Origin of the sequence: Nocardia pseudovaccinii, assembly GCF_050942345.1 — a bacterium.
Classification (GTDB): domain Bacteria; phylum Actinomycetota; class Actinomycetes; order Mycobacteriales; family Mycobacteriaceae; genus Nocardia; species Nocardia pseudovaccinii.
In genome coordinates this window covers 5483305-5496859 of the sequence record NZ_CP192074.1, presented here as the reverse complement: position 1 = coordinate 5496859, position 13555 = coordinate 5483305, and the positions used below count along the sequence as shown (strand labels likewise).

7 protein-coding genes and 2 pseudogenes are annotated in these 13555 nt (G+C 62.8%); 4 read left to right on the top strand and 5 right to left on the bottom strand.

Annotation, left to right across the window (positions count from 1 at the left end; genetic code table 11):
* Positions 1 to 57 precede the first annotated feature (57 nt).
* Positions 58 to 975 (top strand): annotated as a pseudogene (locus tag ACQPZ2_RS24650) (IS5 family transposase).
* A 488-nt stretch (positions 976 to 1463) separates the two neighbouring features.
* Positions 1464 to 1742, top strand: a complete 279-nt coding sequence (locus ACQPZ2_RS24645; RefSeq protein ID WP_433520619.1) for a hypothetical protein — start codon at positions 1464 to 1466, stop codon at positions 1740 to 1742.
* 656 nt (positions 1743 to 2398) lie between these two features.
* Here the strand turns inward: ACQPZ2_RS24645 and ACQPZ2_RS24640 are convergent.
* A pseudogene (locus ACQPZ2_RS24640) lies at positions 2399 to 3214 on the bottom strand (DNA-directed RNA polymerase subunit beta); the annotation flags it as partial.
* A 383-nt stretch (positions 3215 to 3597) separates the two neighbouring features.
* Positions 3598 to 6159 (bottom strand): helix-turn-helix transcriptional regulator, encoded by a 2562-nt coding sequence (locus tag ACQPZ2_RS24635; protein ID WP_433520618.1) that lies wholly within the window; start codon positions 6157 to 6159, stop codon positions 3598 to 3600.
* Positions 6160 to 6878: 719 nt separating this feature from the next.
* Here ACQPZ2_RS24635 and ACQPZ2_RS24630 point away from each other — a divergent pair.
* Together ACQPZ2_RS24630 and ACQPZ2_RS24625 are read left to right on the top strand one after the other, a co-directional pair.
* On the top strand, positions 6879 to 7073 hold the full coding sequence (locus tag ACQPZ2_RS24630) for a hypothetical protein (RefSeq protein ID WP_433520617.1): 195 nt from the start codon (positions 6879 to 6881) through the stop codon (positions 7071 to 7073).
* A gap of 100 nt (positions 7074 to 7173) precedes the next feature.
* Entirely contained in the window at positions 7174 to 7758 is a 585-nt protein-coding gene (locus ACQPZ2_RS24625) for a dihydrofolate reductase family protein (RefSeq protein ID WP_433520616.1), read from the top strand.
* 287 nt (positions 7759 to 8045) lie between these two features.
* On the opposite strand, the gene ACQPZ2_RS24620 is transcribed toward ACQPZ2_RS24625, so the two are convergent.
* The 3 genes from ACQPZ2_RS24620 to ACQPZ2_RS24610 all read right to left on the bottom strand — a co-directional run bounded on the left by ACQPZ2_RS24620 (position 8046) and on the right by ACQPZ2_RS24610 (position 13133).
* Positions 8046 to 10844, bottom strand: coding sequence for a helix-turn-helix transcriptional regulator (locus tag ACQPZ2_RS24620; RefSeq protein WP_433520615.1), 2799 nt, complete (start codon positions 10842 to 10844; stop codon positions 8046 to 8048).
* 306 nt (positions 10845 to 11150) lie between these two features.
* Positions 11151 to 11600: a pyridoxamine 5'-phosphate oxidase family protein gene (locus tag ACQPZ2_RS24615; protein WP_433520614.1), complete on the bottom strand. Its 450-nt coding sequence runs from the start codon at positions 11598 to 11600 to the stop codon at positions 11151 to 11153.
* A gap of 414 nt (positions 11601 to 12014) precedes the next feature.
* Complete coding sequence (locus tag ACQPZ2_RS24610) at positions 12015 to 13133, bottom strand: CBU_0592 family membrane protein (RefSeq protein ID WP_433520613.1); 1119 nt, start codon at positions 13131 to 13133, stop codon at positions 12015 to 12017.
* Positions 13134 to 13555 lie beyond the last annotated feature (422 nt).

Below are 13555 nucleotides of genomic sequence, written 5' to 3'. Positions count from 1 at the left end.
GTCTGCGTTGGCATATGGGTGAGGTCTCCGGTAGATGGTTTGTCGACCAAAACGAACATGAATACCGGAGACCTCGTGGCCAGCGTAGCGGTGGCGGGGCGGGCGGATCTGACCGATGCCCAGTGGGCGCGGCTGGAGCCGTTGCTGCCCCGCGGCAGGAAAGCGGGCCGCCCGCCCGTGTGGACGGAACGGCAGCTCATCGACGGGATCCGGTGGCGAACCCGGGTCGGGTGCCCGTGGCGTGATGTGCCCCCGCAATACGGGTCCTGGTCGGCGATCTACGGGGTGTTCCGGCGCTGGCAGCGGGCCGGTGCGTGGCTGGTGATCTGGAAGTTGTTGCAGGTCTTCGCCGATGCGGTGGGCGCGATCGGGTGGCAGGTGAGTGTGGATTCCACGATCGTGCGGGCCCACCTCCACGCTGCTGGCGCCCGCCGCGAGGGTGCCGGCCAGGCCGAACCACCGGGAGGCTCGAGCCTGCCGATCATGGTCTGGGACGGTCACGGGGCGGTTGGACGAGCAAGCTGCATCTGGCGTGTGAGCAGGGCTGCCGAGTCCTGGCATTACTCCTCACCACTGGTCAAGCTGGTGACAGCCCGCAGTTCACGGCCGTGCTCGACGAGGTCGAGGTCGAGGTCGAGGTCGCCGGTGGACGGCCACGGGTGCGACCGGATCGGGTGCTGGCCGACAAGGCGTATTCCAGCCGCGGCAACCGGGAATGGCTGCGGCGCCACCGGATCAAGGCAACCATTCCCGTCCCGGCCGATCAGGCCGCCCACCGCCGACACCGTGGCCGCGCCGGGGGCAGACCACCCGCATTCGACCCGGTTGTCTACCGCGACCGCAACGCGGTCGAACGGGGCATCGCCCAGCTCAAACAACACCGCGCCGTCGCCACCAGATATGACAAACTCGCCCGTCCGCTACCTGGCCACCATCCACATCGCCGCAATCAACCAATGGCTCCGAACCCAATGAGGGCGGGCCCTCGGCCCGCCCTCACCCACTTCGACACACGCCCTGGCAGAGTCGACTGTAGCCCAACGGTTTGCAGACACCGAGTCACATCAAACGGGGGGCGTCGCGGAGCGATTCATCTGGCGTCGCACCAATGCGGGGCAGCCGCGTTCCATGTAGTTTCTCATCCAAATGCGCTTCAAGCATACGCGTGTGGAACTCGATTACCACGACCATCAAGGGATGGTGTTTGGGTTTTGCAGACCCAATGCCTATGTGGGTGCCAAGGTGGCCATTCAACGCAATATGGGGAATGTCGTCCTGCGGCCGCGATGCCGCAGCCTACTGATTCTCACCGTCGGTCAACGTGCAGTGGTTCTATTGGGCCTACGAATAAAAACCTGATCGACTGAAATCTGTGTTTCTGATCGTGCATTTGGCCATGCGGAACGCATTCTGCAGAGGTCTGGACCATGCGGACCCCGGGGTGTCGGCGTCGCGGACGAGCCTTGGGTCGCGGCGCCGGTGCCAACACCGCCCTGCGCGACGCACAACTGTTGCGCGACAAGCTCGTCGCGGTCCGAAACCGGGATATCGAACTGGTCCAGGCCATCGGTATGTACGAGCAGACGATGCTCCGCTACAGCGCGGTTGCGGTGCGGGAGTCGCTGCAGGGAATGAACGACAGTGGCCTCGATCTCGAGCCGATTCGTCGTACCATGGCAGCGCCGGGATGCGTACCGCGATGCGCGGCGTGGATTGTATGCCCGCGCTCAAACGCCGCATAGCCCGCTCCCTCCAACGCACCCGTGACTGACAAGCCGAGCAGTAGTAGCCCAGGATTGCCCAGTGCCATGAACACGTGGCCTCGCCACCCGAAGGCGAGGCCATGCGGAACGTTGTTATCGCCAGTGAGCAGCCAAAGCCGTGCCCGCCGGGTCATCTGACTTTTATAATCCGCGAATGACTGTGCGACAGCGCATTTGACGAATGCAGTATCTGATCGTTCCTGCATTTTCGCCGCAGAACCGTGAATGATGGACGCAATGCTCGAACCTCACGGGCAGTTGACAATTCGCACTGACCTCGGCATACCCGAAGGTGTTGACGAAGTCCCCTGCAGAACCGCATCTCCGGAGACCTGCTCACCGTCTTCGGTGCGCGGGTGTTGGCGGTGACCCGATCCGGTACTTCTGTGTGCGGTGCCACGGAAGCGATCGGCGCGCATCGAACGGGCGAAATCTATTCGTGGGCAGATCATTTCATGATCACAGCACCCGTGACGACGGAAACCGCGCAGTCTATCGACAGGCATGCGTTCGCCGTTGTAAGCAGGCTCGTCGCCATCGGTGCCTTCGTCACATCCGGTGGCCGCGCGGTGCAACTCTGGCAGTACTGCGCCCCGGGACTGTCAAGGTCGGACGGCCCAGGGGCGATCGTGTGATCAGTTCGCCAGATCGTCGACGGTCGCGGCTTCGTTCCTGGACAGGTTGATGCCCAGGTTCGCGGCCGCGCGCTCCAGATCCTCATCATCGCCGTCGCGCATCTCGATCGCCGCGCCGTCCGAAGACAGCACCTCGACGTTGAGGCACAGCGACTGGAGCTCCTTCAGGAGCACCTTGAACGACTCCGGAATGCCCGGCTCCGGAATGTTCTCGCCCTTGACGATCGCCTCGTACACCTTCACGCGACCGACCACGTCGTCGGACTTGATGGTGAGCAGCTCCTGCAGCGTGTAAGCGGCGCCGTAGGCCTGCATGGCCCAGCACTCCATCTCACCGAAGCGCTGACCACCGAACTGTGCCTTACCACCGAGCGGCTGCTGGGTGATCATCGAGTACGGACCGGTCGAACGGGCGTGAATCTTGTCGTCGACCAGGTGGTGCAGCTTCAGGATGTACATGTAGCCGACGGCCACCGGGTACGGGAACGGCTCACCGGAACGTCCGTCGAACAGCGTCGCCTTGCCGTTGTCGTCGACCATGCGCTCACCGTCGCGGTTCGGCAGGGTCGAGGCGAGCAGACCGGTCAGCTCCTCTTCACGAGCGCCGTCGAACACCGGGGTGGCGATGTTGGACTCGGCCGGGGCCGCCAGCATCTCCTCCGGCAGCGCCCTTGCCCAGTCCGGACGGGAACCGTCCGAGGCACCGACATTCCAGCCCGCCTTGCCGATCCACCCGAGGTGGGTCTCCAAGATCTGGCCGATGTTCATACGACGCGGCACACCGTGGGTGTTCAGGATGATGTCCACCGGGGTGCCGCTACCGGTCAACACCCCCGAGAATCCGGGATACCGGAGAACGTCCGACTCGCGCGACGTTCGCGTTACTGAGGTTGTTCGTCAGAAACCTGTTGAGCCACGCGGCAAGCGGCGAGAGCTTGCTCGCTACGTTCGGAGCGACCGCTTCCCGAACCAACGCGGCGGCCGTCGCCTCCGGTCCCCGTAGCTTACTGAACGCAGCTGCTCCGGCCCCGGCCGTAATCCCTTGCAGGACAGCATCGGCCGTATCGTTGCCACCGGATGCCGGGCCCAAGCCCTGCCTGACCGCCGTACCCGAGCACTGGCCGACGATGGGAATTCGGGATGAAAGTAACTGTCCGGCAATGGCACCGACAGGGCCGCTGAATGCTGCCGACTCCACATTATCGCAGTCTTTGTGGCCGGGGTCGACGTGCCGCCGTGCGAGTGACCAATTCCTGTGCATCGGCGGGGACGAGAGTGATGATATCGGCCCTAGAGTTGATCATCAGCTTGCTGAATATCGAGGCGATCTGGGCGTCCACCGTTTTGTAGGAAGTACCGCGACTGGCGGCTATCGCAGCGTTGGACCAGCCTGCAGCCGCGAATACCGCCACCTCGCGTTCGGCAGTCGACAACTCACTCCACGTGGATGGGCGTTGTTGTCGTACCGGGTGGTCGATGGCCAGCTTCTTCAATGACAAGGTGCCGAGCGCAAGTCGGGCCACTTCATCGAACTCGGGCCGAAGTAGTGCGCCGTCGTGCTCCGCAGCGTTGAAAGCCTGATCGCCGAGGACATCTCGCGCTATAGCGATCGCGTTGTCGGTTTCGGTCGAGAATGGTCCGAGGTTGGCGATCTGCACTCCCATTTGCTGCCGCACTGTACCGGCGCCACCGGTGAGATGTGCAATCTCCGTCGCAGCGTTGAGCACCGACTCGGGTTGGGGGCCCTGCTCGACGCGAGTGTCGGTGACCACCCGTGCCAGTGTCCACGCGCGGATATGAACCGCCCAGACGGCTCCCCAGCGGTCGCCCATCGACAATTGATTCGCCAGTGTGGCACGTCCGATGGCCAACGCATGGTGTGGGTCTCCGTGTTTGGTCAGCGCGATGACCCAGGCCAACTCGGCCCACGATTGGGCCCATCTCGCACCTGATCGGGTAGCACGGTCGAGATAGCCCTGGGCGATCTCCAACGCCTGTGCCGCTGTGCCGAGCAGTCCGGCCGCCAAAGCCTGGAACAATTCGCTCATCGCCGCACTACTACGGTCTCCGACGCCGAGGAAATGCCTCCGGGCGCGAGCGAGCACCAGTACCGAGCATGGATCGCTGGCGAAAAGCAGTTCGGTGCCCCGCGCGAAGTCTACCGGTGCGGGTAGACCGAGGTCTGCGGAAGGATCGTGACGCCAATCAGCATCGTATTTCGCGTTCGCGCAGCAGGTGGCAACGCATTCATCGAGTATGCGTGCGGCGTCGTCGTGCATACCCTGACACATGGTGACCCATGCGGTCATCGCTAGCGCGGCGGTTTGTAGTTCGACCGGCTGCGGGTCGAGGCTGCGGGTTGCCTCCAGGGCGCGCATCGCCCAACGGCGAGCTTCGCGCAAGGACCCCAAGAAGAACGGCAACCGGAGCGCGATCAACCCGGTGGCGATCTCGAGTCCGATGGCGGCGTCCCCCTGCGTCGTGAGGCTACTGTCCATCGCGATGAGCAGGTTGTCCAACGCCGCGCTGGCCCATTCGAGCATCTGTTGTTCATCTGGACCGAACCATTCGGCGCCAGCGTGCACAACCTTGTCTCGGTAGTAACGCCGGTGCCGCGAGGCCAACCGTTGCCACTCGGCGCCCGCCGAGCGTTCACGCAATCGATGCTGGGCGAAGACGCGCAAAGTTTCCAGAAGTGAATACCGGACCTTGCTCGCTGTCATATGCACCGTGACCAGCGATCGGTCCGCGAGGCGGTCGAGAAGTCCCTCGATCTTCTCTCTCGCGATGCCCGTGTCGTCGTCCGCGCATATGGTCTCGATTGCGTCGAGTTCGGCGCCTACATCGCGTCCGGATGTGCCGGGCTCGTTGTTGTGGTTGCTGTCGTAACCGGCTGCAAAGACAGACAGTCTTTCGAAGAGCAACTGTTCGTCGTGACGACACAGATCGAACGACCATGCGATGACATCGTGTATCCGCCAGTGTCTGTCGTCGGCACCGACCCTTGGTTCGTGCGACCAGCTCAAACGTCGGTCGCCTTCGGTGCCGCTGAGATCGCTGAGGATCATCCGCAGCGGTTGGCGCAGCAGCCGGGCCGCAGCGAGTCGGATATAGAGGGGGTGGTTGTGCAGGTGCCGGCAGATGGATTCGGCCAACGCTGCGTCGTCATCATTAACGATGCTGTGACCGGCCAAGGTCGCTCGGGTCCGGAACAAGGCGAGAGCTTGTTCTGGCGAGAGTGCGGGTACGGGCACCATCTGCTCATCGATCCAGCCGATTGCCTCGCGGCTGGTGGCGAGGACCGTCATGGCTGGTACTGCATCCAGCAAGTCGGCGATCACTTGAGCGACACCGGGCAGGACATGCTCGCAGTTGTCCATGACGAGGATCGTCTGCGGAGTCCGGCTCGGGCTATCGGTTCTGGTGAAGGTGTCGATCAGCGCATCCCAGCTTGATCGGTTGGAGAAGTCGACGTCGATGATCGAGTGGGCGAGTTCGTCCTCGACGGCGGTGGCGTCCGCGCCAGCGGGAAGCCGGGCGAGGCGTACCCAGTGGATCTGTACGGGGCGGGCTTTTCGGTAACGGTGGACAGCTTCGGCCGCCAGTCGAGTTTTGCCGATTCCGCCAGACCCGATCAGGGTGATCAGCCGTGTCGACGACAGAAATAGCGTGGCGATCCTTTCCAGCTCACGTTCGCGACCAACGAAATCGCTGGTTGCTGTTGGAAGAGAAGCTCTGACGCGTGGATGTTGCCCTGACACAGCGGCAGATTAACCGGCCGGTCGGCGTGACAGCGATCGAATCACCTGTATATACGCCACGATACCTATGTCCGGCGTCTATCTACCGGTGGCTCGGTAAAGCGGACTCGCCCATCTTGGTAACCAGTGCTCAACACTGTTCGGTCGGCGAGAATTTCCACACAGCACACTACACTTCGGTAATTTGATTCTGTCCGGCTGAGCACAGATATGTATATGCGCACCCGATGGTTCTTCAGTACCTATTCGGCCATGCTTGTCGCAATTCATCGTCCTTGGAGTGGAGCGTTGGTGCCCGGAGAGTTGGAGTTGTTGGTTGCCGAGCGAGATGGCTGTATTCGTCCCGGCCGGGTGGCGGCGACTGGAGGCATGGTTCGCAATGACCGTCATACTGGAGCCCTATCCCCGCGAACGGCTTCCGGTGTGGCTGGCGGCGCATGTCGGTCGTGCCGAGTTGCCGTCGAGACTGTCCCCGGCAGGCAGCGGCCGGGGGCGAAGGCCGACGGGGGTACGCTGTGTACAACACCGGCGCAGAGGCGCCGAACCTTTTTGCGGGCGTACCGGATTGGGTGGCTGATCCGGTGCTCAACGCGCGCGCCGCGACCGGACTGCGCTCGAGTGCGTGAGTACATCGTGAGTCGCGGCTTCGACACCGCCGGGTATCCGCTGCCGGAATTGGCGGCCGATCGGTTCCGTGTCGGCTGGATGGTGTATATGCCGTGCCGCCGGGCCTGATCGTCACGGACCGAACAATCTTCTACGTCGCCGACGACGGCGTGCTCGAAAAAGCGCTGTCATCGGTGAACCCCGCGGGCTTCGTCACCGAGTTCGAGGAACGTTTCCGGCGCTGCCAGGTCGGTGATTGGCTACCGAGAATATACATCGCCATCGAGAAGTGTTGCTCGAGCAGGTGATCGCGAACCTCCTGAATCCCGGCACCGATGCACGGCCATTTCTCGAGGCCAGAGGTTCAGTGCGCGCCACTCAGGCCGCAGCATCGAAAGGAACAAAGTGATGCGCAAGATTGTCGTCACCAACATCATGTCCATTGATGGCTACTACGAGGGCCCTGGCGGCAACGTCATGGCCCTGCCGATGGATGCGTCGTTCGACCGCTACAACCTCGAACGCATCAGTTCGGCCGACACCGTCGTGCTCGGCGCCAATTCCTACACCCTCTTCCAAGGCTTCTGGCCGGATATGGCCACCGATCCGTCTGCCTCACCCACCAACCAGGATTTCGCCAAGCGCTACAACGAAATCGACAAAGTCGTCATCTCCGACCAGGCCGCACCGCCGCCCGCCGATCACGCGTGGGCCACAACCACGCGCATCGTTCCCCGCGCCGAGACCCGCGTCGCCCTCGAGGTCCTGAAAGCCGAATCCGGCAGCGACATAGTGATTTTCGCCAGCCGGACCCTGTGGAACAACCTCATCTCCACCGGCCTGATCGACGAACTCCACCTCATGATCGGTGCCACCCCGCTCGCTGACGGCACCCCAACCTTTACCGCATCCGTCGAAGGCCTGCGCCCCGTCGAAACTCGCACCTTCCCGGACTCCACTAACATCCTTATCCGCTACCAACTCACCCGGTAGCCCTTCATGAAGCGCAGCGGCGCGGACACGCCGGACCAACCTGCTTTCACGAGCGGCGCACCGCGACAGTCCCCACCTCGTGTCCAACCGCAGCTATGGACCACCCGCCAGCCGACGTGGCATGGACCAGCCCTGGGTTTCGAGAGTCCGAAACCCAGGGCCTTCCCACGCCGACTCCCGTGATCAACGAGACATCGTGGTTGCGATGGCTTCATCGAACCCTGCGATGTACCGAGCGATGCGAAGGCAATCTGTCCGGCGCCCAATCCCGCGAGCGGGTGAGATGGTCATGTTCGAGTTCTCGTCCCAGGCAGCGGCATGTAGCCGACAGACCACCGCGGGTCCGCTGGCCGTCGGCTGCCGGCCAGCCGACTGCGAGCTTCTCGCTGGACCACCGATCGTTCAGCGTCGGGAACGAAATGGACGATCTCGCGCCGCGAGGAGACCATCAGTTTGGTTCGAACTGCGGCCATCTGGCCGCGAACGGTACCGATCGAGGTCCCGCGGCGGGCGGCGATCGCCTTGTTCGTCCAGCCCGCTGCGGCCAGGACTGCAATGTGTTGCTCCGCGCTCGTCAGTTCCAGCCATTGCGAATTGCTGGACGTACAGGACGGGTGTGTCTGCTCTTGGCTGTTCCCATCGAGCGGATCTACGACTACGCGTACCAGCCCACGCTGATCGAGAACCAGTCGTGCTCCACTGTCTCGTGCGGACATGAAGGCCTCATGCCCGAGCAGTTCGCGGGCCAGCGAAAGTGCGGCCTCGGCGCATCTTGCGAACTTCACAAGGGGGTAGACCCCGGCGCCGAAGCAGGTCCGCAATGAATCAAGTGCACCGGTCAGCCTGGCGACCTCGGCGGCGTCTGTGATTCGGCGCGGATCTGTATCACTTCGGTTCGTGAATTCCCGGGCCAGCACGCACGCTCGAAGCATGATCGCCCAAGGCGCGCTCCACTGGTCGTCCATCGCTATCAGATAGGGTGCCGACCAATTGATGATGTTCAGAACTCGATCGGGATTGTCTTCGATCAGGTAGACGGCCTCGAGCAGACCTGCCCACGCCATTGCCCAGTGCGAGTTCTTCATTGTGGCGCGAGCATGGAACTGTTGGATGGATCGACGGCCTTGCTCGGCGGTATCGAGATGTATTGCTGCCAAAGTCGCTGAGAGGTCGCACCGCGCAGCAAAACCCGGTTGGCCGTCGCGCTCGAATTTGTCACGGGCGCGGGTCAACACTGCGACAGCGTCGACGTCGTGGTGGACCATCCAGAGCTCGTACCCCCAAGCCAACTCCACCGCTGCCGGCAGTCCGATATCAACAGCTGCGGTATCACGCCACCGCAGATGATCGCTCGATGCGATGTCGCAGGAACTAACGCAATGGTCCAGCAATCGCTGCGCCTCGTCGTGCATACCTTCCTGAAACGCATGCCATGCCAGTAACGTTGCGGCCCGTAGTTGAAGCTTTGTCGGTGCTGCAGCAGCCACCAATCGAGTACCGGTCAGGGCATGTTCTGTCCAGTGCCGGGTTTGCCTCAGCGACGGCTTAGAGGCGGTAGGCAAGGTCAATAGAGCGACGCAGATCTCCAGTCCTGCAGCAGCTTTGGCGGGTGATTGGAAACTCGCTCTTATCGCCAATAGAACATTCGAGCGATTGGATCGAAGCCAATCCCTCAGCTCCTCTTCCCGTGGTCCGAACCAGTCGATCGCGAAATCTGTGAGCCTGTCGCGGTAGTAGTGCAGATGCCTCCGCACCGGATCGCCAACTGCCCGGGATGGACGATCCCGCAGACGTTCGCTCGCAAATACCTGCGAGCACTCCGACAATGCGTAGCGTGGCTCTTGGTGCGAAAGATGCACAGACACCAGTGACCGATCCACCAATCGGGCGAGTAGTCGGCCTATGTCATTGCGTGACAACCGGCCAGCGGTAGCGGACTCGGATCGGGGGTCGGGCATATCGGAGCAAACGGCCTCGATCGCAGCCAATCCGACGCCGACGCCAACATCTGCGGAGGCGTCCTCGGGGTGCACATCGCTGCCCGCAGCGAACACCGCCATACGCTCGAACAGCAAGCGTTCGTCATCGCTGCACAGGTCGTAGGACCAGGCGATCGCATCGCCGATGCCGCGGTGTCGCTTCTCCGCGCCGACGACTGGTGTGCTCGGCCATCGCAACCGCCTGTCTATCTCGATCTCACCGTTGAGCTCATCGAGGATCACCCGGATAGGGCGGCGAACCAGGCGGGCCGCTGCCAACCGTATGTATAGGGGATTGTCGTGCAGGTGACGGCATACTTCGGTCGCTGTCTCGACCTGATCGTCGGCTAGCGGCTGGCCGACGATCTCAGCCCGGTGTCTGAACAACGCCAAAGAATCCCGACGCCGCAACGGCATCACGGGGACCACCTGCTCGCCAACAATTCCAAGCGATTGACGACTCGTTGCGAGCACTGTCAGTCGCGGCAACTCGGCCAGCATGCGCGCGACCACGAGAGCGATTCCTGCGTGCACGTGTTCACAATTGTCGAGAACGAGGAGTGCCTGCGATCGGCCGGCAGTCGGGGGGGTATGGGTGAGCGCGTCGACAATGACGTCCCAAGCCGATCGACCGAAGGGCGAACCCCCGGCCACTACGCCGGCGATCTCCTCCTCCAGCGCAGCAGAGTTCGCCTCCTTCGGCAACGATGCGAGCCAAACCCACCGCACCGGCACGCCAGAGGCCTTGCGGTACCGGCGAATCGCCGCCGCCGCCAGTTGGGTCTTGCCGATCCCGCCCGGCCCGCACAAGGTGATCAGCTGGCGTGTCTTCATCAAGAGCAGAAGTACCGTGTTCAGCTCCGTATCACGGCCGAGGAAACCCGCGCCCACCATCGGGGGTTCGGTCGTGTGGCGAAAGTTCTTGTTCGACAACGCGTCACCCCAGACGCGGTACACCGCGTGCTCGTCTCTGCCCGCACTGCCATAGCGCCGGAGAAGAGACTCGGAGTTCGTTGCCGTTGAAAGCGTGCAGTTCGAGCGTGTAATAACCTTCCGCGGTGAGCTGTCGTGCTTCTCGCATAATTGCAGGTCTCGTCTTTCGCTCATTATGAATTGATACCGAATCCGCAGTGTGTGGCGGTCGGTGTTCTTTCGACCAGCTCGGCGTTATCCGCTGACTGCGGTCTAGTTCGGCCGGGCTGATCGGTTTATGCGTGCTGGCGCTCGTTCGCTATTGACACTCGAGGTCGGGCGACTCATGATGTTCGACGGTGCCCTCAGGGAGAGCGGGTGGATATCGGGGCACAGAGCGTGCGCAGCAGCCCTCGTCGACAGGTAGCGGGTCGGCGCGCACGACTGATATCGCTGGTCGAAGGGAGCCTGGTCCGCGAGGTCTGGCATTCGAGTTCTGGCTTACGGTGTGGCGTGATTCGTGTAGACGCGATTCGGGATGACGAAAACGAGGGTTCCGCGTTTGTCTCGCATCGCCTGGTCGTAGGTCTCCCAGTCCTGGGCGACGCCGGCCTGAGCGAAGATTTCGCGGATAAGAAGCCGGTGTTGTTCGGCGTCGATGCCAGGATGCGGTTCGTCGGGGCCGATCAACTGGGCCGCCCCTTCGACGGTGGTCCACTGCCAGCCGCTTCGGATGGTGAGGGTAATGGTCGGATCCGCCCGCAGGTTGGCAAGTTTGACGGTGGCACTGGGCGATACGAATGCGACGGTGTCTGTTCCGGTGACCGGATGGGGTAGCACGGCGGCATTGACGACGGTGGCGTGCGGTGAGCTGTCCGCGCGCAGGGTGACGGCGACGCACAGGCCGTATTCGAGTGGCACGAGGTCTGCGAAGGACTTCAAATCTGTCACGGATGCTCCTTGGTTGTGGTATCGGGTGGTCAGATCAGGCGGCATCGGATGCCTTTGCCGGGCACCGGCGCCCAGCGAACGGCCATTCTGCGGTATCACCCGGCTCTTGCCGCAAGCCCCCCAGTGCGATATAAGTTGAAGAGGGGAGCAGGGGCTCAAAGACAACGGTGATGCGCGATGTCGACGGCCTCGATTCTGGACACGCCGGTGCCGTAGGCTGTATTCGGTCCGAAAGCAGGCGCTGGCGATTGATATTGCAGATGCGGCTACTTCCGTGTTGGGTGCATCGTTAGGCTGACCGGTCAGGACAGGTCGGGTTGTTCGAACATTCCGCCGGTACGCTCGCCCTGAATGTTCGGTGTCCAGCGGCCGGTAATACTGGGACCGCGAGGACGACTCGGGTCATCGGAGGCGTCAACCTATGTCGGTGATGGCACGGTGTTCGGACTCCGATGGTGTAGCCGAGGTTTCGTTGTCGGCCGCGCGCAATTGCGTGTACAGCGAGGTGATTCGTCGGGTGGTGGCGTCCTGCTCGTTGTCGGGGAGTTGGGTGAGGCGGTCGAGCAGTTCGCCGGCGCAGAGGTATAGCTGATCCAGCGGGTCGAGATAGTGCCCGTCGGCCCACCGGATGCGTGCCTCGGCGCAGCGATGCAGCAGCATGATCTCCCTGGTCGGGCGATTGCCGCTGCTCGGCTGACCGTGCAGCGTGTGCAGCCAATACATTTCGGCGAGTAGCAGTTCCGGCAGCAGGACCCGCGCCATGATCTCGTCCGCGGTGACCGACCCGGCGCGTTCGTGCTCGGCGACGACCGCGAGCGACTGTGCGATTCCGGCGAGTTCTTCGACCGTGGTGCTCGACATCCACAGCCGCAGACCGAGGGCGTCGGCCCGTTGCTCGAGTTCCCGCACGTCCGGCAGTGCGGTGCCGTCGAGGAGGCGGCGCCACCTGGGCACGGAAACCAGGCGGGCGATGTCGGCCATGATCGACCACCACAACCGTAGGTTCATGTTCGCGTGGTTCGTGTGCGCTACCGGCTGCTGGTGGTCGGTGGGTAGCGCCATCTCCGCGGCGCGTCGGGTCAGTTCCGGCGCGGTGAGCACGGCGAGATCGATGCGAATTCTGTTGTCGCGCAGATAGGTGAACATCCACCACAGGACATGCGGCTGCAGCCACTGCCGCCCCTGCGAACACGCGTAGGAATCGCGGAACATGTGGATGATCCGGTCCGGCCTGGTCAATTCGTCTCCGCGCATTCGGACATCACGAGGCTCTGGTGGCTTTGTGCGACGGCCGCCGCCTTGTGTCCCGTGGCTCACTCTGTACAACGAGACGAGCGAAACCGCCGACCAGGTGCCCTCCAACAGGAAGAAGCCCCAACCGCCGTCGCGGAATGCGAGCGCGGCGAGCACGGCGGAACCGGTGGTATTTGCGACCAGGTAGCGAAACGAGGTGTCGCGGGTCGCGCCGACCTGCGCGGCGATGAACGCGCCGAGCAGCAGCAGCGCGCCCGCTATTTGCAGTGCTTGGTTCAATATGATCAGCCTTTCCGGGGCTGATCACTCAGGAGCATCAAATGCAGTACCCAACGACCCGCGCACCCTCTCCACTGACTCATCGTCGAATCAGCACGCGAAAAAGTATTGTTCGGTAGGTATCAGTGCGACATCGGTATGGCCTTAGATGTTTACGCTCCCGGTCTCAGCGTGAATTGTTGTGCTGCTCTTACGATTAGTGTGTGTTTCACCACCATCATGGTGTGGCACTCGCGGGTCGGTGACTTGGGGGTAGCCGTCATGGTCCTCGACGATCAGGGCGTAGGGAACCCAGCCGGGTTTTTCCTTCGCGCCGGGATCGTCGAGACGAGGGTCGATGAAGGTGTAGGCGACGTACCAGTTGTGGTCGACGTACCAGTTGTGGTTGTCCCCCTCCGGGGCCCGGCACGCGGGACAGGTAC

Coding starts and splice junctions, on each gene's coding strand:
- ACQPZ2_RS24625 (WP_433520616.1), top strand. CDS start 7,174: ATGCGCAAGATTGTCGTCACCAACATCATGTCCATTGATGGCTACTAC.
- ACQPZ2_RS24620 (WP_433520615.1), bottom strand. CDS start 10,844: ATGAGCGAAAGACGAGACCTGCAATTATGCGAGAAGCACGACAGCTCA.